This window comes from Brevibacterium marinum, from assembly GCF_011927955.1.
GTDB lineage: Bacteria > Actinomycetota > Actinomycetes > Actinomycetales > Brevibacteriaceae > Brevibacterium > Brevibacterium marinum.
Genome location: NZ_JAATJN010000001.1, coordinates 3,858,034 through 3,877,365, shown reverse-complemented (window position 1 = coordinate 3,877,365; position 19,332 = coordinate 3,858,034). Strand labels below are relative to the sequence as shown.

At 65.6% G+C, this 19,332-nt stretch carries 22 protein-coding genes; 10 read left to right on the top strand and 12 right to left on the bottom strand.

All coding sequences use genetic code 11. The annotated features are described in order from the left end of the window. The first annotated feature begins 12 nt into the window (after window positions 1-12). Window positions 13-1,164, top strand: coding sequence for an RNA polymerase sigma factor (locus tag BKA07_RS17425; protein WP_167952234.1), 1,152 nt, complete (start codon window positions 13-15; stop codon window positions 1,162-1,164). 5 nt (window positions 1,165-1,169) lie between these two features. Here BKA07_RS17425 and BKA07_RS17420 read toward each other — a convergent pair whose 3' ends face one another. The 4 genes from BKA07_RS17420 to BKA07_RS17405 all read right to left on the bottom strand — a co-directional run bounded on the left by BKA07_RS17420 (window position 1,170) and on the right by BKA07_RS17405 (window position 4,075). Next, window positions 1,170-2,594, bottom strand: a complete 1,425-nt coding sequence (locus BKA07_RS17420; protein WP_167952232.1) for an amidase — start codon at window positions 2,592-2,594, stop codon at window positions 1,170-1,172. A 52-nt stretch (window positions 2,595-2,646) separates the two neighbouring features. After that, window positions 2,647-2,988, bottom strand: a complete 342-nt coding sequence (locus BKA07_RS17415) for a winged helix-turn-helix domain-containing protein (protein WP_167952230.1) — start codon at window positions 2,986-2,988, stop codon at window positions 2,647-2,649. Between the two features lie 25 nt (window positions 2,989-3,013). Continuing rightward, a complete protein-coding gene (locus BKA07_RS17410; protein ID WP_167952228.1) occupies window positions 3,014-3,433 on the bottom strand; it encodes a hypothetical protein in 420 nt (139 codons plus the stop codon). Window positions 3,434-3,625: 192 nt separating this feature from the next. Continuing rightward, complete coding sequence (locus tag BKA07_RS17405) at window positions 3,626-4,075, bottom strand: flavodoxin family protein (RefSeq protein ID WP_167952226.1); 450 nt, start codon at window positions 4,073-4,075, stop codon at window positions 3,626-3,628. A gap of 37 nt (window positions 4,076-4,112) precedes the next feature. On the opposite strand from BKA07_RS17405, the gene BKA07_RS17400 reads away from it, so the two are divergent. From BKA07_RS17400 to BKA07_RS17390, 3 genes are all read left to right on the top strand, one after another. After that, a complete protein-coding gene (locus BKA07_RS17400; RefSeq protein WP_167952224.1) occupies window positions 4,113-5,036 on the top strand; it encodes a Sir2 family NAD-dependent protein deacetylase in 924 nt (307 codons plus the stop codon). Then, complete coding sequence (locus tag BKA07_RS17395; RefSeq protein ID WP_167952222.1) at window positions 5,033-5,635, top strand: TIGR03085 family metal-binding protein; 603 nt, start codon at window positions 5,033-5,035, stop codon at window positions 5,633-5,635. The genes BKA07_RS17400 and BKA07_RS17395 overlap by 4 nt, the downstream gene beginning before the upstream one ends. A gap of 105 nt (window positions 5,636-5,740) precedes the next feature. Then, window positions 5,741-6,136 (top strand): DUF4190 domain-containing protein, encoded by a 396-nt coding sequence (locus tag BKA07_RS17390; protein ID WP_167952220.1) that lies wholly within the window; start codon window positions 5,741-5,743, stop codon window positions 6,134-6,136. Here the strand turns inward: BKA07_RS17390 and BKA07_RS17385 are convergent. The 8 genes from BKA07_RS17385 to BKA07_RS17355 are packed head-to-tail and all read right to left on the bottom strand — an operon-like array spanning window position 6,133 to window position 11,698. Beyond that, window positions 6,133-7,725: a polyamine aminopropyltransferase gene (locus BKA07_RS17385; protein ID WP_167952218.1), complete on the bottom strand. Its 1,593-nt coding sequence runs from the start codon at window positions 7,723-7,725 to the stop codon at window positions 6,133-6,135. The genes BKA07_RS17390 and BKA07_RS17385 overlap by 4 nt on opposite strands. Then, window positions 7,722-8,147, bottom strand: a complete 426-nt coding sequence (locus BKA07_RS17380; RefSeq protein ID WP_167952216.1) for a DUF350 domain-containing protein — start codon at window positions 8,145-8,147, stop codon at window positions 7,722-7,724. The genes BKA07_RS17385 and BKA07_RS17380 overlap by 4 nt, the downstream gene beginning before the upstream one ends. 47 nt (window positions 8,148-8,194) lie before the next feature. Then, entirely contained in the window at window positions 8,195-8,566 is a 372-nt protein-coding gene (locus BKA07_RS17375; RefSeq protein ID WP_167952214.1) for a hypothetical protein, read from the bottom strand. Next, a complete protein-coding gene (locus tag BKA07_RS17370) occupies window positions 8,563-9,117 on the bottom strand; it encodes a DUF2617 family protein (protein WP_167952212.1) in 555 nt (184 codons plus the stop codon). The genes BKA07_RS17375 and BKA07_RS17370 overlap by 4 nt, the downstream gene beginning before the upstream one ends. Beyond that, window positions 9,117-9,767 carry a DUF4178 domain-containing protein gene (locus BKA07_RS17365; RefSeq protein ID WP_342449113.1) on the bottom strand — a complete coding sequence of 217 codons (651 nt, stop codon included), beginning with the start codon at window positions 9,765-9,767 and terminating at the stop codon, window positions 9,117-9,119. The genes BKA07_RS17370 and BKA07_RS17365 overlap by 1 nt, the downstream gene beginning before the upstream one ends. Continuing rightward, on the bottom strand, window positions 9,764-10,780 hold the full coding sequence (locus tag BKA07_RS19425; protein ID WP_245161999.1) for a GNAT family N-acetyltransferase: 1,017 nt from the start codon (window positions 10,778-10,780) through the stop codon (window positions 9,764-9,766). The genes BKA07_RS17365 and BKA07_RS19425 overlap by 4 nt, the downstream gene beginning before the upstream one ends. Window positions 10,781-10,811: 31 nt before the next feature. After that, window positions 10,812-11,060, bottom strand: a complete 249-nt coding sequence (locus tag BKA07_RS17360; RefSeq protein ID WP_167952209.1) for a hypothetical protein — start codon at window positions 11,058-11,060, stop codon at window positions 10,812-10,814. Next, the gene (locus BKA07_RS17355) at window positions 11,057-11,698 is read right to left on the bottom strand and encodes a DUF1707 SHOCT-like domain-containing protein (protein WP_167952207.1); all 642 of its coding nucleotides are present in this window, start codon (window positions 11,696-11,698) and stop codon (window positions 11,057-11,059) included. Before BKA07_RS17355 ends, BKA07_RS17360 begins: the two co-directional genes overlap by 4 nt. A 114-nt stretch (window positions 11,699-11,812) precedes the next feature. On the opposite strand from BKA07_RS17355, the gene BKA07_RS17350 reads away from it, so the two are divergent. From BKA07_RS17350 to BKA07_RS17325, 6 genes are all read left to right on the top strand, one after another. Continuing rightward, on the top strand, window positions 11,813-15,058 hold the full coding sequence (locus BKA07_RS17350) for a DNA polymerase III subunit gamma and tau (protein ID WP_167952205.1): 3,246 nt from the start codon (window positions 11,813-11,815) through the stop codon (window positions 15,056-15,058). Next, window positions 15,055-15,660, top strand: a complete 606-nt coding sequence (gene recR, locus BKA07_RS17345; protein ID WP_167952203.1) for a recombination mediator RecR — start codon at window positions 15,055-15,057, stop codon at window positions 15,658-15,660. Before BKA07_RS17350 ends, recR begins: the two co-directional genes overlap by 4 nt. A gap of 174 nt (window positions 15,661-15,834) precedes the next feature. Next, on the top strand, window positions 15,835-16,467 hold the full coding sequence (locus BKA07_RS17340) for a DUF2975 domain-containing protein (RefSeq protein WP_167952201.1): 633 nt from the start codon (window positions 15,835-15,837) through the stop codon (window positions 16,465-16,467). Further along, window positions 16,467-16,700 (top strand): helix-turn-helix domain-containing protein, encoded by a 234-nt coding sequence (locus BKA07_RS17335; RefSeq protein ID WP_167952199.1) that lies wholly within the window; start codon window positions 16,467-16,469, stop codon window positions 16,698-16,700. Before BKA07_RS17340 ends, BKA07_RS17335 begins: the two co-directional genes overlap by 1 nt. 222 nt (window positions 16,701-16,922) lie before the next feature. Continuing rightward, entirely contained in the window at window positions 16,923-18,251 is a 1,329-nt protein-coding gene (locus tag BKA07_RS17330) for an aspartate kinase (RefSeq protein WP_167952197.1), read from the top strand. Beyond that, window positions 18,248-19,300 (top strand): aspartate-semialdehyde dehydrogenase, encoded by a 1,053-nt coding sequence (locus tag BKA07_RS17325; protein WP_167952195.1) that lies wholly within the window; start codon window positions 18,248-18,250, stop codon window positions 19,298-19,300. The genes BKA07_RS17330 and BKA07_RS17325 overlap by 4 nt, the downstream gene beginning before the upstream one ends. Window positions 19,301-19,332 lie beyond the last annotated feature (32 nt).

The window sequence follows — 19,332 nt, the reverse complement described above, 5'->3', positions numbered from 1 at the left end:
AAACGCCCGACCATGAACGACGGCGAACTGCGGGACCTCGTCCCGATCGTGATCGGCATCCTCGAACGGAGGGGAGCAGACTTCTCCACCGCCGAGGATGCCGTTCAGGATGCCCTGCTCGAGGCGTTCCGCACGTGGTCAGACGACGAACCACGTGACATGAAGGGCTGGCTGATCAGCGTCGCCTGGCGCAGGTTCCTCGACCGGGTGCGAGCGGAAGAGGCCCGCACAGCGCGGGAGGGCCACGCCTACGCGCTGCGCACAGATCCACCGAGCACTTCGACGGATGACACCGTCGACCTGTACTTCCTGTGCGCCCATCCCGATCTCAGTCCCGCCTCGGCGGTGGCGCTGACGCTGCGCGCCGTCGGCGGGCTGACCACCCGACAGATCGCCGAGGCCTACCTCGTGCCCGAAGCGACGATGGCCCAGCGCATCTCACGGGCCAAACGCACGCTGTCCGGACGCAGGCTCAACCGGCCGGGAAACGTCGCCGCGGTCCTCAAGGTCCTCTACCTCGTGTTCAACGAGGGGTACTCCGGCGACGTCGATCTGGCGGCAGAGGCCATCCGCCTGACCCGGGCGCTCAACAGTTCGATCACCCACGCCGAGGTGTCCGGACTGTTGGCGCTCATGCTCCTGCACCACGCCAGGCGCCCGGCTCGCTTCACCGGCGACGGTGCTCTGGTGCCCCTGGACGCCCAGGACCGTTCGCTGTGGGAGACCGGGCCGATCGTCGAGGGCATCGGCCTCCTGCAGGCCGCACTCGCCCGCGACGAGCTCGGTGAGTTTCAGATCCAGGCGGCGATCGCGGCTCTGCACGCCGACGCAGTGAGCGTCGAGGACACCGACTGGGTGCAGATCGTCGAGTGGTACGACGAACTGCTGAAACTGGGCGAGAGCCAGATCGTGCGACTCAACCGCGCAGTCGCGCTTGGGCAGGCCGACGGCCCGGAAGTCGGACTGGCAGAACTGGGCAGGCTCGATGAGTCCCTGCCGCGCTACTTCGCTGTCGAAGCCCACCTGCGAGAGCGGGCCGGCGAGACCGTGACCGCCGCGAAGCTGTATGCACACGCGGCGGACAGGGCCGCAGACCTCGCCGAACGCGATCACCTCATCCGGCAGGCGGCCCGTCTGAATTCGCGCCCCAGAGGCTCGCGGTAGCCCGACTACACCGCCACGATGTGAGGGTGCCGGGTGTGGAAGTCGGTGGCCTGCTGAAACGTGTGCCCGGCAGCGAGCAGCAGCTCTTCCCTGAAGTCCCCGGCGACGAACTGCGCGGCCAGCGGGGTGCCACGGTCGGAGAATCCGGCGGGCATGGTGATCGATGGCATCCCGCAGTTGTCGATCGGGGCCGTCGGGATCGTCACAGCGTTGAACAGCTCGGCATCCGATCCGAGGTTCTCCATCTGCGAAATCGTCGGTGAGGCCACGCCGACGCCCGGAAGCAGAAGCAGGTCGATGTCGGCCATGAGGCGGCGCATGCGGCCGGTGAACTCCCGACGCGATTCGAGCAGCTCGTGGTAGTCGATCGCCGTCAGTCCGCGTCCGACCTCGATGAGCGCGGCGAGGTCGGGGCCGTATTCGCTCGTGCGCGCCGGGTAGGTCTCGGCATGGACGGCGGCGGTCTCGACACCGCACAGGGCGGTCCAGGTCTGCGCGGCGGCGGGCAGGTCGGGGGTGCGGACATCGACGACGCGCCAACCCAGGTCGACGAGGACCTCGACGGTGGATTCGAGCATCTCGTTGGTGGCCGCGTCGAAATAGGCGGCGGCCAGTTCGCGATCGAACCCGACGACCGGAGCCCGATCGAGTGTGAGCTGCCGGCTGTAGCGGGGGACCGGTTCGAGGGCCGAGGTCGGGTCGTTGGGGTCGTGACCGGCGATGGCCTCGAGGATGATCGCGGCGTCCCGGGCGCTGCGGGTCATCGGACCGATGTGGTCGAGGCTCGGCGCCAGGCTGAAGATGCCGTTGCGTGAGACCCGACCCCAGGTGGGTTTGAGTCCGGTGACGCCGTTCGCCGAGGCGGGCAGGCGGATCGATCCGCCCGTGTCCGAGCCCAGCGAACCGTAGCAGAGGCCGGCGGCGGTGGCGACGCCGGAACCGCTCGACGAGACCCCTGACCAGGTGTTCGGCTCCCAGGGGTTGACCGGGGTCGGAAGATCCGGATGGTGGCCGGTGAATGCGCCTTCGGTGAGGCGAAGCTTTCCGAGGGTCACCGCCCCGGCGGCCCGCAGACGCGCCACGACGGTGGCATCGAAGTCGGGTCGGAAGTCGGCGTGGATCGTGGTGCCCGCGCCCGTCGGTGCGTCATGGGTGTAGGCGAGGTCCTTGATCGCCAGGGGCACGCCGTGCAGCGGTCCCAGCCAGTCCCCGCGAGCCAGGCTCGCATCGAGGGCGTCGGCGGCGGCCAGAGCCGATTCCCGCATCAGGGTGACGAAGGACAGGAGGTGGGGGTCGAGATCGGCGATCCGGTCGAACATGGCTTCGGTGGCGTCTCTGGAACTCAGTCGCCCGGACCTGATGAGTTCCGACACTTCGTGCAGTTCGCGGAACTCGACTCCGCTGTTCGCTGAGGTGGTGCTGCTGGTCATGGACGCCTCCCTGCATCGGTTCTGCTCATGCTATCGGGGAAAGCCGATCGGGTCACTGCTGGTCGGCTCCGCCGCCTGCGAGTTCGCGCAGAGCCTGGATGTGGGCGTCGAGGCGGGTGCCGCCCTCAGGGGTGATCGAGACCCAGGTGCGCGGTCGTTTGCCGACGTAGCCCTTCCTGACCGCGACCAGGCCGACCTTCTCGAGGGCGGAGATGTGCCGGGAGAGCACGGAGTCGGAGACTCCGAGCGAATCGCGGAGCAGCTTGAATTCGGCCTTGTCGCGATTCTTCAGGCTCGCCACGATTCCGAGGCGCGTGGGATTGCCCAGATCGGATTCGATCCGAGCCAGGGACCCGCCGAGGTGGGGGATGGGTTCGGGTGACTGCTCTGTCATGGTGGTGTCGCCTTTCTGCCGACGCTCAGCGGCGCAGACCGATGAGGGCCAGGACGGGCGAGATGACCCAGATGAAACCGGCCGCGGCCAATGGAACCCATGAAGTGGGAGTGAACGAATCGACGATGATCGCCGCAAAGAAGGCGATGAAGGTCAACGGCAGCCAGGTGGCGAGCAGGAAGGACGAGCGACGACTCCAGCTCAGAGCCTTGATCAGATAGACCAGCAGGGCAGGGACCAGCCAGACGATGCCGGCACCGAGGACGATCAGCTGGGTCGTATTGTCCTCGATGACCCCGACCGCGACGAGTGCGACCGAGATGGCTGCGCTGAGGACGAAGAGCAGGGTGACCAGTGGCCAGGCATCGCTGGACCGTGCCTGGGTCTGGTTCGACTCGACCTGCGAGAGAAGGTCCTCGGCCTGCTGCGGGGTGGGCGTGCTCATGACAACTCCTTCGTCGTGTGCCTCACCGGTGTATCGGTGGCTTCCCGAAGGGAAGTAGTTACAGCATACCAAGTAGTTTCCGAAGTGGAAAGTACTTTCAGGAGTTTCCCTCCAAAGAGTCGCTCAGAGGCTCCAAGGCATCGCCCAGAGGGTCCCTGTCGAGGAGTCGCCGAGGTGACTGCCCGGCGCTCATCACATGGCCGAGGCCGCCACGGTGGCCGCGAGCTCGGTGGCGGCGGCGAGGTGTTCGTCGGTGACCTCGCCGGTGACCGTCAGAGGATCGAAGGCGAGCTTCCAGCCGAGGCCGGTGGTGATCTGCTTCATCGCGGTCTCCGCACCGGTCGTGTCGTATCCTCCATGGATCCAGTAGGAGAAGGGTCGCCCCGCGGCCGGGTCTCTGACCTCGTCGTACGTGGTGTCGAAGAAGTGTTTGAGGGCTCCGGAGATGTAGCCGAAGTTCGCAGTCGTACCGAGGACGAAGGCGTCGGCTCCGAGGACGTCCGCCGACGTCGCCTCCAGAGCGGACCTGACCGTGATGTCGACGTCACCCAACTCCGGCATGCGCAGGCCGGACAGGGCCGCCTCGGCGATTCGCGAAGTCGCCTGCGACGGGGAATGATGTACGAGCAATATGCTGACCATGAGACCAGACTAACCCGGTGACAGGGAGGGAGCATTCGTGGCAGTCATCTTCGATCCGCTTCGCGGGAGGACGCGACCCAGCGCCAGCAACCCGGACGAGGACATCATCGACGAGCTCATCGCGGGAGCCGCCGGAGGGGGCACGGAGGACTGGGTGGTCCTGACCGGAGCAGGGATGAGCACGGACTCGGGAGTCCCGGACTACCGCGGCCCCGACGCCGTGCCCCGTCAGCCGATGACGATCCAGACCTTCATGTCCCATCCCGATCAGCGTGCCCGCTACTGGGCGCGCTCATGGGTGGGCTGGCCGCGCATGCGCGGCTCCCGGCCGAACGCCGGACACCTGGGGCTGGCGCAGCTGCCGGTCGCCGGTGTCATCACCCAGAACGTCGACGGGCTCCACCAGAAGGCCGCGGCTGAGGAGGGCAGCTCCAGCCCGGTCATCGACCTGCACGGCAGCCTCGATCGGGTCATCTGCCTCGCCCGGGGGCATATGTTCGACCGCGACTGGGTGCAGCGACGGCTGAGTGAACTCAACCCCGACTTCGCCGAGCTCGTGGGAATCGATCCGATCGACGTCGAAACCGCGCCGGACGGCGATGTGGATCTCGAGGAGACGCAGGACTTCAAGGTCCTCGACTGTCCCGAGTGCGACGGCATCCTCAAACCGGACGTCGTGTACTTCGGCGACTCCGTACCTGCCTCCCGGCTGCAGGCGGCGAACCGGATCTGCGACGAGGCCGAGGGCATCGTGGTGCTCGGCTCCTCGCTCGCGGTGCTCTCAGGGCTGCGCTTCGTGCGTGCGGCGGCGAAGGCATCGAAGCCCGTCGTCATCGTCACTGACGGTCCCACCAGGGGCGACGAGCTTGCCGACTATCGTTCGATCTCCCGTGTCACCGAATTCGTCGACGCTTGGGCGTTCAGGCGAATCCAAGGCGATGATGGAAAACTCCCCCTATGAGCAATCTCGCGAGAACCGAACGCCTTCGTCTCGTCGATGCGGCCCGCCGAGCCGGCGAAGACGCCCCGACGCTGTGCGAGGGGTGGACGACACGGGACCTTGCCACACACCTCGTCATCCGCGAGCGTCACCCCGCTGCCGCGCTGGGCATCTTCCTGCCGGCGTTCGAATCCCGGCGCGAGGACCAGGAGCGCGCGTATGCCGCGATGCCGTACGCGCAGCTGCTGGGTCTGGTGGCATCCCCGCCGAGGTGGACCCCGGGCGGGTGGCCCGGCGTCGAATCCGTGATGAATACGAGCGAGTACCTCGTCCACCACGAGGACATCCGGCGCGCGGCGATCGAATGGATCCCACGGCGGCTGTCCCTGCAGGAGAACCGGGCGGTGTGGGCGCAGTGCCGGATCGCGCTCCTGCCGTTCGCGGCCAAGGCGGAAGGACGCGTCTCGATCGTCGGCCCCGGCTATGGCCAACGCAGTGCGGGCAGGCGAAGCGGTGGGGCCAACGGCGCAGCCGGCGAGATCACCATCACCGGTGAACCAGTGGAGATCCTGCTCTACCTCATGGGCCGACAGAAGCATGCCCTCGTCGATGTGAAGTGATGCGGGGGAAAACCCCCGGACAGGTGGACGGTTTATATCATTCCCTGTGTCTTCGAGAGTTCCTAGGCTGGTCATAACAGCACAGGCACGAGCAGAGGCAGAGAAATGAACTACACCCCGAACTCCGACTACATCTCCAACACCGACTACACCGGCAGCCAGAGCTACTACGATTCGAATCAGAATTACAGTACAGGAGCGCAGTCACCGCAGTCCTACCGTCCGCGGACGGAGGAGGACCCGGGCAAGGTCCTGGGCATCGTCTCCCTGGTCGCGACCCTCTCGACGTTCCTCGGATTCAACTTCATCGGGCCCATCGTGGGCATCATCACCGGGCACATGGCACGCAAGAATTCTCGCGGTGCAGGATTCGCCGACAACGAGATGGGCAAGTGGGGCTTCATCCTCGGCATCATCTTCGTCTCATTGGCCGCCTTGGGCGGTCTGCTCGGACTCTCGATCGCAGGAGCCGCCGGACTCGCGGGTCTCCTCGGCGCCTAGTACCCCACCCAGGCTCCGCGCTCCTGCTCGAGCACGTGGGGGTGGAGCAGGGTCGAGGCCTCGACGTCATCGACGGAGTCCCGATCACGATCGGGCGGGAACGTCGTGGAGGCGGCGAGCACCTCGGCGGTGGCGAATTTCAATCCCTCGGGAGCATCCCGGGGGATCGTCACGTCCGGACCCTGTTCGTCCAGGTCGGCGAGGAAGTAGCCCCAGTCTCCGAAGCTGGGGACAGCGACGTGGTAGGGCGTGGTCGACAGGCCGGCCTCGGCCACGGCCTCTCCGATGCCCCAGTACGCCGCCGGAGCGAAGTACGGGGAACCGGCTTGGACGACGAGGCGGGCCTCGGGAGACATCACCTGCTTGATCAGTCCGTAGAACTCGATGCTGTAGAGCTTCGAGGTGGCGACATCGTCGGGGTCGGGCAGGTCGGCGATCACCGCATCGTAGGCGGTGTGCTTCGCCTCCCGCAGCCAGGTGAAGGCATCGGCGGCGATGGTTCTCACCCGCGGGTCGTCCAGCGAGTCCTTGTTGAAGTCGGTGAAGTGCTCCGAATTCTTCGCCAGCTCGAGGACGCGCGGATCGAGGTCGACGAGTGTGACCGATTCGACGTCGGGATACTTGAGGATCTCACGCACCGCCAGACCGTCCCCGCCGCCGAGGACGAGGACGTTCTTCTTCGGCCCATTCATGAGCGGGTGGACGAGGGTCTCGTGATAGCGGTACTCGTCCGCCGAGGCGAACTGCAGGTCCCCGTTGAGGAAGAGTCTCGTGTCTCCCGTCTTCTGCGACTCGGTGAGCACGATCTCCTGATAGTCGGTGCGCTGTGAGTAGACGATCGGATCGCGGTAGAGGCGCTGTCGGGTGGTCATCTCGATATCGTCCGTGTAGACCCAGACCACGGTGAGACCGCCGACGATGAGGACGAGCAGCCCGGCGAGGAGCACCTTCGCGCGGGTGCCGATCTCGGCGCGGAAGAGCCAGAGGACGATGAGGATGCCGACGACGGCGTTCGTGATTCCCACGGCCAGCGCACCGCGGGTCAGGCCGAAGATCGGCAACAGGATGAAGGGGAAGGCGAGTCCGCCGACCAGCCCGCCGACGTAGTCCGCGGCGAAGAGGTCGGCCACGGCGCTCGAGGCCTTCTGCGCGCGGATGCGCTGGACGAGCTCCATGAGCAGCGGGATCTCCGCGCCGATGAGGGCGCCGATGACGAAGGCGAGGACGACCATCGCGATGGTGTAGACGTCGGCGAAGGCGAAGGCCAGGTAGAGCAGGATGACGGAGAGGCCGCCGATGATGCCCAGCGCCGCCTCGATGAGGGCGAAGGCCGCGGCGGCGAATTCGGTCAGGCGCTTCGTGGCCAGGGAACCGATGCCCATGGCGAAGACCATGACCGACAGCACGATCGAGGCCTGAACGATCGTGTCACCGAGGAGGTAGGAGCCGAGGGCGACGAGCGCGAGCTCATAGACCATGCCGCAGCTGGCGCAGATGAACACGGCCAGGAGCACGAAGAACCGGGCGGGCCCCGGCTTCAGCGGCAGCGTGATGGAGCGGTGGGCGGCTGTGTCAGGCGAAGAGCTCAAAGGAGCGCTGCGGCCATGATGCCCGCGATGCCCACGTGTGCGGAGGAATTGACCCACACTTCGGGGTGGAACTCATCGGGTTTGATCATGTCGCCGAGCCGGCCGGGTGTGAAGGCGTCGATGAGCAGGAAGCTCAGGGCCATGAGGACGATGCCGACGAGGCCGAAGACCAGTGTGGAGATGATGCCCAGCAGCAGATCGTCGGCACTGGCCCGAATCGCGGCGATGACGATGATCGCCACGCTCAGAAGGTCGGAGGCCACGAGGATCGCGGCATTCTTCGACTTCTTCTCCCACAGGATCACGTGGAGCCTTCCGGGGGTGAGGAGGTCGACGACGAAGTAGCCGATGAGCATGAGCACGAGGCCGCTCACGGCGTAGGAGAGGACGATCCCGATCTCCAGGAGGAGTTCTGCCAACATGGTTGCCTTTCAGAGTGCTGTCGTTTCTGCAATTGCCGTGGGCACCGTCATTTTCCGGTGCCGGGGCCGCCGCCGCGGAATCCCGAGCCGTCGCCGTAGGTCGTTCCGGAGCTGCTGGAGCTGCCGCCGAAGAAGGGCAGGAAGAAGAATCCGCCGCCGCCCGAGCCGTCGGAGTCGTCCGTGCAGCCGTTCATGATGTTGCCGAGGATCAGGACGATGACGACCAGGGCGATGATGGTGCCGCAGCCGGACCGCTTCTTCTGGGGCCCCTGACCGTTGTTCGAGGGCCCGGAGCCGCGCCCACCACCGGGACCGCGTCCGCCACCGGAGCCGCGCCCGCCGCCACCGGGACCGCGCCCGTTCTCGGCGTCGAAGTCGAACGAGCCTCCGCCCATGGAGACATTCGGATCGTGGCTCATACTCTCCTCCTCAGCTCACTGCGGCTGTGCACGATCTGTCGGTGCTGTGGGTAGCAGTGCCAGGACTGCCAGGTGACCTGTCCCGGTTCGCAGCGGGTCAGGGCCAGGGCCGTGAGAGCACCCGGCTCGCCGGGGAAGTCGACGACGAGATGACGGTCATGACTGCTGGAACGGCGCACCACCTCGGCGGCGGCATCGGTGAAGCTGTCGTGGACATCGCTGAGTTCGCAGCCGAAGCGGTGCCGGGCGAACCCGGACCATGGGCCTTCGGCGGTGCGCGTCGTGTTCCATTCGGGACTCTGCCCCTCGCCGAGGCAGGCGAAGGTCTCGATGAATGCATCCGTGTCGGCATCGCGCAGGACCACCTGGTGGGAGGAGCCGATGACGTGGAGTTCGAGGCTCTGCTCGTCGGTGCCCGGCAGCTCGATGACCTGCGAGGCCAGCGGGGTGATGCGACCGTGGTCGAGGCTGAAGCGCAGCGCCTGCGCGGAGACGTCGGTGAATGCGACGTCGGCGGTCACCGGCTGCGTCAGTGGGGGAGTGAGCGTCATCAGCTGCCCGAATAGATGGTGAAGGAGCCGACGGGAACCGATTCGCCGGTGCTGACTTCCCAACGGCCGTGGTCGAAGCGTTCGAAGGCCAGCAGCCTGCCGTCATCGGACTCGTAGTCGACGTAGTCCACTCCGCCCTTCTCATTGAGACCGGTGGTGCCCTCAGAGCGGTAGGAGGCGGTGCCGTGTTCGATGAGCTTGTATTCGGTGCCGTCGACGGTGATGGTCTTCGACTTCGGCTCGATGTCGAGTTCGGGACGATCGCTCCACCGGGAGACCTGCAGGTCGGGATCGTTCTCGACCGTCAGCCACAGCCTCGTGGCGGACTGGTCGGCCTGGAAGAAGTGCTCCGCCCAGTCGTAGCCTCCCTCGGAGATCCGCAGGGTGCCGCGGACGAAGAATTTCTCGCTGCCGAATTCGAGCAGGTCACCGGCCTTGATCGATTCGGGGTCGCCTCCGGTGTTCCGTTCGGCGGCGAAGGGATCCCGAGGACGGGGCGGGGTCTGCTGCTCCTCGGCTCTGCGGGCCTTCGCCGCGCGCCGACGGACGATGATCACCGTGATGAGGACGACGACGATGAACACCAGGGCGATGATGAGGATGTTGGACGACACGGGTGCCTGCTTCGCTTCTGTGGCCGGAACTTTCACTGCACACTGTAGTCGAATCGTCCTTCGAGTGCGGTCATGGTATCTGCGGTGAAGAAGCCGAGATCCCGGTTGAGCGCGTGCATCGGCGCGTTGTCTGCGGCTGTGAAGGTCTGGACCCATCTCGCCGAGGCGGCTTCGGGGACTTCGTGCAGCTGCCGCATGTTCGCGACCTTGAGCGCCCGTCCGATGCCGTGGCCGCGGTGGGCGCGGTCGACGAGGGTGTCCTCCTGGATGACGATGTCCGGTTCATGGCTCGAAACCATGATCTCCGTGTAGCCGACAGGGGTCTCGTCGATGTGGGCGATCGAGCTGACGAGGATCCGCCCCTGGTCGGCCATGCGCTCCTCGTGGGTGCGGATGGCATCGGCGCCGGCATATTTGAGCGTGCGGGTGAGATCGCCGACGGGCACGTCCTCGTCCATCTGCCGCCGGAGGCCCGCCCAATCCTCGATCATGTCGTCCGGGCAGCCGCCGATCCACGATGTGATCGACCTGTGCGGATCGGGCTTCGTGGTCAGCTTCGTCGTCGTTTCGGGGCTCTTGTACCGGTTGGCATCGGCGTGCAGGTGGGCCGGCAGGTCGAGCAGGAGCCGATCCTCCCGGTGCCCGATGCGCAGGCCCCGTGACTTCGCGAACGCGGTGCCCTCCGGGCAGTAGGTCTCGGTCTGGACGATGGTCGTCTGCCCACGCACGAGGTCCTCGACGGTCTCGGCGATCGCGGCGCCGTGACGTCGACGTCGGTGGGCTTGGAGGATTCCGACCTCGACGTCGGCAGGCGAGTCCGTGACGAGATTGATCTCGGCGCCGCCGACGGCCTCCTCGCCGAGGCGGGCCAGCAGTGCGATGTCGCGCTTGTCGGATCGGGGGTGGGCGAACTGGGTGAGGGTGGATTCGAGGCTCTGCCACCATGCCGCGCTGCGGTCGGCGGTGTAGGCCTCACGCATGACCGCGTGCCAGTGCGTGAGCCCCTCGACGTCGTCGGGCTCGATCCGTGTGATCTGCAGATCGACCATGACACGAGTCGACCACGGGCGACCACGGAATTCAAGGATCCCGCGGTGGGTCCGACGTCGGGTCTGCGTCGTCCCCGGAATCGTCCTTGCCGGTGGGGCCCTCGCCGGTGGGGTCCACGTCGGAATCGTCTTCGCCGGTGGGGTCCTCGTCGGGCAGGCGGGACCCGATGTGCATGCCGGGTCGGTTCATCACCCGATAGACGAGGAAGGCGCCGACGCTGAACACGACGATGATGGTCAGGGTGAGGAAGATGACCGCGCCGAGTCCGGGTTCCATCACTTGGCCAATCGACGACGGTCGAGGAAGTTCGCGAAGCGGGCCCGGAAGGAGCCCATGCCGACCGAGCCTCTGACGCTGATGGTGGGACGGCGCCCCTCGGGGACGGCATTGACCACGGACTTCACCGAGCCCCAGGATTTGGACAGCCCGTCGATGTCGACGGCCCAGTCATCGGGGACGACGACGACCACGGAACCCATGCCGGCGACGATCTCGACGTCGACGGCCTCGAGGTCGGTGTCGACTTCGAGGAAGTTCAGTTCGATGTTCGACATCGACGGTTCGCACCTGATGGAGGGCGGGACCTGCCATCTGCCGCGGCGGAGCTCGGTCTCCCAGCCGGCCTTGATGACGAGCGGTTCTCCGGTCTCGATGGCCCGAGCCGCCGGGGTGGAGCGCACGAGCCCGCGCCCAGGTCGGAAACGATCGGAGGGCAGGCTCGTGGTGAGGTCGGAGAGAACCTCGTCGAGGTCGATCGGGAAGCGGGCGGCCTGGACCTTCTCCATCCGTTCGTCGAGTTCCTCGACCGTGATCCGACCGTCGCCGACGGCCTCGCGCAGGAGCTCGATCGCCTCGTCGCGTTCCTTGTGTCCGATGCGGAAGGTCTTCGCGGGGTCGTTCTCAGGGGAGTCGGTCATGGTCTCTATCGTGCCCGATTCAACTGAGGGCTCACAACGGACGGTCTGCGGGTTCACAACGGACGGTCGGCCGGGGGCGTGTGTCGTGTCAGTGGTTGGCATTAGGCTGAGGATGTGTCCACCGCACTGTACAGAAGATACCGCCCAGAGACCTTCGACGAGGTCATCGGTCAAGAGCATGTGACCGATCCGCTGAAGGCCGCTATCGACCGCGGCCGCATCAACCATGCCTATCTGTTCTCCGGTCCCCGAGGCTGTGGCAAGACCACCTCGGCACGGATCCTGGCGAGATGTCTCAACTGCGAGAAGGGTCCGACTCCCGTGCCCTGCGGGGAGTGCCCGAGCTGTCAGGATCTGGCCAGCGGCGGTCCGGGGTCCCTTGACGTCGTGGAGATCGATGCGGCCAGCCACAACGGCGTCGACGATGCCCGGGATCTGCGTGAACGCGCGATCTATGCGCCGGCTCGAGATCGTTACAAGGTCTTCATCCTCGACGAGGCGCACATGGTGACCTCGCAGGGGTTCAATGCTCTGCTCAAAATCGTCGAAGAGCCGCCGCCGCACATCAAATTCGTCTTCGCGACGACCGAGCCCGAGAAGGTCATCGGCACGATCCGCTCGCGAACCCATCATTACCCGTTCCGGCTGGTCCCGCCCGAGGCGCTCGGCAATTACATGGAGGGCCTCTGCGAACGCGAGGGTGTCCACGTCGCCAAGGGAGTGCTGCCTCTGGTCGTGCGCGCCGGCGGGGGGTCCGTCCGCGACACGCTGTCCGTTCTCGACCAGCTCATCGCCGGGTCGGGCCCCGACGGGGTCGACTATGCGGGAGCCATCGCGCTGCTGGGATACACCCCTGATTCCCTGCTCAGCGACATCGTCGATGCCTTCTCCGCAGGCGACGGCGGTGGCGTGTACCGAGCCGTCGAACGCGTCATCGAGTCCGGGCAGGACCCGCGGCGCTTCGTTGAGGACCTGCTCGAGCGCATGCGCGATCTCATCGTGATCAACGCCGCACCCGAGGCGGCCCATGCCTTCCTGCCGGAGGTCCCACCGGATCGTCTCGAGCGACTGACCCTGCAGGCCAGGGGCTTCGGCCAGGGCGAGCTCTCCCGCGCGGCGGACCTGCTCAATCAGGGTCTGACCGAGATGTCGGGAGCGACCTCACCGAGGCTGCAGCTCGAGCTGATCTGCGCCCGCATTCTCCTGCCGGGTTCGGGTCGCAGCCGTGACGCCGTGCTCAGCCGCGTCGAGCGGATGGAGCGTCGGATCGGCATGTCCGCAGCGGGCACGGCGGCGAACCTTCCGCCCGCGCCACAGGAGGAGTCGTCCCAGCCGGGTTCCGCACCGGTCGAGACCGGACAGCCTGCGCAGCGACCCGAACCGAGAACGGCGCAGTCCGCGAACGCTGACTCTCAGTCCTCGACCGCTGCCGCTCAGTCGTCGAGCGCTGGCACTCAACCTTCGAGCACTGGCACTCAGTCTTCGAGCGCTTCGGCGCAGTCCACGAGCGCTGCGGCGCATGATGACTTCGACGACCTCGCCGAGATGGCTGCCGCCGCGGAATCCATGCTCAATGAGCCTCCCAGGTCGAATCCGGTCGAAGGCGGTCGGGAAGAGGCTTCGCCATCGTCGCAGAGCGTGCCGGAAACGTCGCAGCGCGAGTCGGAGCCTCCTCAGAGCGAATCGGGGCTCCCGCAGAGAGATTCGGGGCTTCCACAGAGAGAACCGGAGCCGTCACTGAGCCACTCGGAGCCTCGGGCCGCAGCACCGACACCGCCTCAGGCACCGACGAACGACGCTGCCCTGCAACGTGACAGACCCTCAGGAGGAGACAAGCCACCAGAGAGCGACAAGCGCCCAGAGGACGACAGGACGCCGGAATCGGAGGCTGCCCCGGAGAGTGATTCGGTGGCCGGTGCCGGCAATATCGGAGGCGAGATCGAAGCGATTCGTCGTGCCTGGCCGAGCATCCTGGCCGCTGTCGAGAAACGCAGCCGTCTGACCAGAGCGATCATCGCGGCGAATGCGATCCCCCAGTCCTTCTCCGATGGGGTCGTCTACCTCGGATTCAACAACGCAGGTTCCGTCCACGGCTTCCAGCAGAGGGACCATGCCGCCAAACTGGCCATGGCGATCAACGATGTCCTCGGCATCCAGGCGCGCATCGACATCGGTGATGTCGGTCGCTTCGCCGGAAACTCCGGCCAGGGCGGTACCAGTCAGGGAGTTGCCGGCCAGGGCAGTGCCGGACAGGGCAGCGTTGGCCAGGGCAGTCCCGGACGTGGGTCCGGCGGAAAGGGATCGTCGGCTCAGGCTGGGAGAGACGCCGACGGCGGCTATGGGCCGCCCCCTGAGCAGAGGCGGCCCAGCCCCCAGGAGGTAGCCGCTGTCGTCGGCACACGCGAAGTCGACAAGCCGCAGGTCGATCACGAGAAGTTCTGGGAGCGGAACGGATCGCCACAGGGACCCTGGTCCGATGACGACGAGGAGGGAGAACCGCCGACGGCGAACGACGCACCACAGTCGACGAGCGAACCGGAACCGTCCCCGAGAGATCCGGAACAGCCACCGAACCCCGGCAGTGATGGTGCGAGCGCGCCAGCCGAGGGGGGAACCGCGAGCGAACCGGCCAACGGGGGAGAAGTCACCTCGGACATCGTCGTGCCCGATCTCTCGGATGATGATTTCTTCGGTTCCTCGGACGACGGCGAAGCCGACCCCGCAGCCGAAGCGAGCACTCAGGGCGGTTCGGAGGCACCGATGGAATCTCCGGAGACGCCGATGGAATACGTCCAGCCACGGTGGGAGGAACCGACCTGGCACGACGCACCCACGGAGGAAGCCCCGAATCACGAAGACTTCTCGGTCGAGGAACCACAGGCGGTCGATCCCGATGAGGAGTCGACGAGCGCAGGCTCGGGTGCAGTGGACGTCGGTGCGGTCGTCGTGCCGCCGCCCGAGGACGATGACCTCGGTGACGGTGCGGATGCTGACACCGGATTTCCGCAGTACCGGCCTCAGACGTCGCCGGAATCGTCCTCACCGCCAGAGCAGGCACCGTCATCGAGGCCTCAGGGAAACGCTGGTGCGAAGCCATTCAAATCCCGATTCGCCGCTCTTGCGGAGAAACACGGAGGAAGCGCCGCAGCACCGCCGGTCCGAACCGCTGACCTCGACGCGGTTGAGAGTGGCGCCGGTGCTCAGCCCCCGACCCCCGGACCTCAGCCCCCGAACCCCGGTGCCGATGAGGACGAGTATGATCCGGAGACGGATCTCGATGTCTCGGAGGCTCCGCAGTTCGGAGTGGCCGTGATCGCTGAGGTCCTCGGCGGCGAGATTATTGATGAAAGAGAAGTATGAGCGCGGTTTACGAAGGTGCCCTGCAGGATCTGGTCGAGGAATTCGGCAAGCTCCCGGGCATCGGCCCGAAGTCCGCTCAGCGGCTTGCATTCCACATCCTGCAGTCTGAATCCGCCGAGGTCAGTGCCCTGGCCCAGGCACTGACCGATGTGAAGAAACGTGTGCGCTTCTGCGACATCTGCGGCAATGTCTCCGAAGAATCGGAGTGCACCGTCTGCCAGGATCCGCGCCGGGACCGTTCGATGATCTGCGTCGTCGAAGAGCCGAAGGACGTCGTCGCCATCGAACGCACCCGCGAGTACAGGGGGCTCTACCATGTCCTCGGCGGAGCGATCGACCCGATGGCCGGAGTCGGCCCCGACAACCTGCGCATCAAAGAGCTGATGACGCGCCTGCAGAACGGTGAGGTCAAGGAGTGCGTCATCGCCACCGACCCCAACCTCGAGGGCGAGGCCACAGCCACCTATCTCGTGCGGCTGCTCACCTCGTTGGGAGTCACCGTCACGAGGCTGGCATCGGGTCTGCCTGTCGGAGGAGACCTCGAGTATGCCGACGAGGTCACTCTCGGCCGTGCCTTCTCCGGTCGCCGCGAAATGGACTGATTCGCCGCAGCTGATTGTCTGGTGCTGATGATCTGCTGCTGTCGGCGATCGATTGATCCGTGCCCTGACGGTCCGATCTGCACCCTTGACAGCATATCGATTATCGTGAAGTATGTTGTTTATCGATATATCGAATAACGATAAACAATCGCGAATCGAGACGAAGGCAAAATCATGATACAGGGAAACGGGAAGAACGAACCGCCCGCCGAAGCCGCCAAACGAAAAGCCTTCGGCACAGGGTATGAGCTCTGGGTCGGTCTGGCTATCGCGTTCTATGTGATTTATGCAGTGACCGAGCTCGTCATCGACCTCGCTCATGCAAAGATCAGCCTGCCGCTCGAGTTCGAATCGGATTCCGTAGCGGCACTTGACTTCCCCGGGGGAGTGGCGACTCTGAGCGGGCTCACGCAGATCACGGTGTCCACGTCGGATCTGGGGGTGGACTCAATGGTCCTTCTCCTCATCGCGAAGATCGCGCTGATCCTCACATTCATCGTCGCGGCAGTCGCAAGCGTGCCCGTGATCAGGGACATCGCCGATGGCGACCCCTTCACCGGCAGGTCGATCAAAGCGCTGGGGGTCATCGAGGGCTTCATCGCCTGCGGCGGGTTGGTGTACTTCGGTGCCATGGTGCTGGGCAGCAACATGGTGTCGCGTGATCTCGCGATTGCCGATGAGGTCGGTCCCGGCGTGACGACCGTCCAGGCTTTCTTGCTGCTGGGAGTCGTCGGAGGGCTCGAGCTCCTGCGCAGGTGCTTCAAATCGGGGCAGAAGGCCCAGGACGAACTCGAGGGGCTGGTCTGATGGTCGAAGAGTTCGAATCACACCGCGTCGTCTGCCATCTCGAGTCGCTCCTGACTCAGAGAGGGCTCAGTCTCACCGAACTGTCGAAACTCGTCGGAGTGTCCCTGGCCAACCTCTCGGTGCTCAAGAACAACAGGGCAAGGGCCATCAGGTACTCCACTCTCATCGCACTCTGCCAGGCCCTCGACTGCCAACCAGGCGATCTGCTCACCGTCGAAGTCAAACCTGATTGAGCAGGACCCGCGCCCCGTCCAGACGCGGATCCGCAGGGTCGGTGGGTAGACTGAACGACGGGCGCGGATGAAGTGAACCGGCCGACCTCATACAATGGTCACGGTGCCGGAGAGCCGACACGGCTGAAATCCTGATCGATGCAAGCACGAGACCTCCATGTTCTCCGAGCATGGAATCGATCGTCCGGCACGGAACTTATCAGCGATAAGGAAGAGACTGCAGTGAGCATAGTCGTCCAGAAGTTTGGCGGGTCCTCGGTAGCCGATGCGGAATCGGTGAAGCGGGTGGCCAAGCGAATTGTCGAGTACCGTCAGGCCGGCCACGAAGTTGTCGTCGTGGTGTCGGCGATGGGAGACAGCACCGACGATCTCATCGACTTGGCCCAACAGGTTTCTCCCATGCCCCCCGCGCGAGAGCTCGACATGCTTCTCACTGCAGGTGAGCGCATCTCCATGGCGGTTCTGGCCATGGCGATCGCCAACTTCGGCGAGGAAGCACAGTCATTCACCGGATCCCAGGCGGGCGTCATCACCGACGAGCAGTTCGGCAAAGCCCGGATCATCGACGTCACGCCGGGTCGCATCCGCTCCTCGCTCGATCAGGGATATGTGGCCATCGTGGCCGGATTCCAGGGAGTCAGCCAGACAGCGAAGAACATCACCACACTGGGACGCGGCGGATCGGATACGACCGCAGTCGCGTTGGCAGCGTCCCTCAACGCCGACGTGTGCGAGATCTACACGGACGTCGACGGTGTCTTCACCGCCGACCCCCGCATCGTCTCCAGCGCACGGAAGATCGACGAGATCGGCTACGAGGAGATGATGGAGATGGCGGCCTCGGGCGCCAAGGTCCTCATGCTCCGATGCGTCGAATACGCCCGCCGCTACAACGTGCCCGTGCACGTGCGGTCCTCATTCTCACGTAATCAAGGCACCTGGGTGACCGACTCACCCATCCCTGAAGCCTTCCGTCCGACACGGGGATCGAAGGCCCCGGCAGCAGCGGAATCAGAAACGGAGTCCAACATGGAACAGGCAATCATTTCCGGAGTCGCCCATGATCGCTCGGAGGCCAAGGTCACGATCGTCGGCGTGCCCGACGTTCCTGGCAAGGCTGCCGAGATCTTCAACACCATGGCCGCGACCGAGATCAACATCGACATGATCGTGCAGAACATCTCCACGCGTGAACCGGGCAAGACCGACATCTCGTTCACTCTGCCGATGGACGACGGAGCCAAGGCGCTCGAGGCTCTCGACGCAGTGAAGACCTCGATCGGCTTCGATCAGGTCCGCTACGACGACCAGATCGGCAAACTCTCGGTCGTGGGTGCGGGCATGCGCTCCCACCCCGGCGTGACTGCCACCCTGTTCGAAGCTCTGAGCGACGCACAGGTCAACATCGACATGATCTCCACCTCGGAGATCCGCATCAGCGTCGTCACACGCGCAGACATCCTCGACGACGCCGTCCGCGCCGCACATGCCGCATACGGACTCGACAGTCAAGACAACGAAGCAGTGGTTTACGGAGGTACAGGACGATGAGCGTCAATATCGGAGTAGTCGGAGCAACCGGTCAGGTGGGCGGGGTCATGCTCGACCTGCTGGCCGACAGTCCCGGATTCGAGATCAACACCCTGCGGCTCTTCGCCTCGGCGAGGTCTGCGGGCAAGGTCATCGAGTTCAACGGTGAAGACATCACCATCGAAGACGCCGCCGAGGCGGATCCCAGTGGGCTCGACATCGCTCTGTTCTCGGCCGGAGGAGCCACCTCCCGAGCTCAAGCAGAGCGTTTCGCCGCCGCCGGAGTCACCGTCGTCGACAACTCCTCGGCCTGGCGCTCCGACCCTGAGGTGCCCCTGGTGGTCAGCGAGGTCAATCCCGAAGCACTCGATGCTGTGGCCAAAGGCATCATCGCGAATCCGAACTGCACGACGATGGCAGCGATGCCGGTAATCAAGGCACTCGACGACGCGGCCGGACTCAACCGCCTCATCGTCAGCACCTACCAGGCCGTCTCAGGGTCGGGCGTGAGCGGAGTCGAGGAGCTCGCCGGTCAGCTCGAAGCGGGCGTCGCCGATTCCCGCACGCTCGCCCGCGACGGCAGCGCCGTGACCCTGCCGGAGCCGGACAACTATGTCGAACCCATCGCGTTCAACGTGCTGCCCATGGCCGGAAGCGTCGTCGACGACGGTGAGCTCGAGACCGACGAAGAGAAGAAGCTGCGCAACGAGAGCCGCAAGATCCTCGCCAAGCCGGACCTCCTCGTGGCAGGCACCTGTGTGCGCGTGCCCGTGTTCACCGGCCACAGTCTGAGCATCCATGCGGAGTTCGACTCGGACATCACCCCTGAGCAGGCCACCGAGGTGCTGGCCAAGGCGCCGGGGGTCGAGCTCGATGACGTGCCCACCCCGCTCAAGGCGGCGGGCAAGGACGCGAGCTACGTCGGCCGCATCCGTGCCGACCAGTCCGCCCCGGCGGGCAAGGGCCTCGTCCTGTTCGTCGCGAACGACAACCTGCGCAAGGGCGCTGCCCTGAACACGGTCCAGATCGCGGCACTGCTGGCGAAGAAGGTGGAGTCGCAGGCAGCCTGAGATCACCGACACTGCCCGCTGTGATGGGCCGT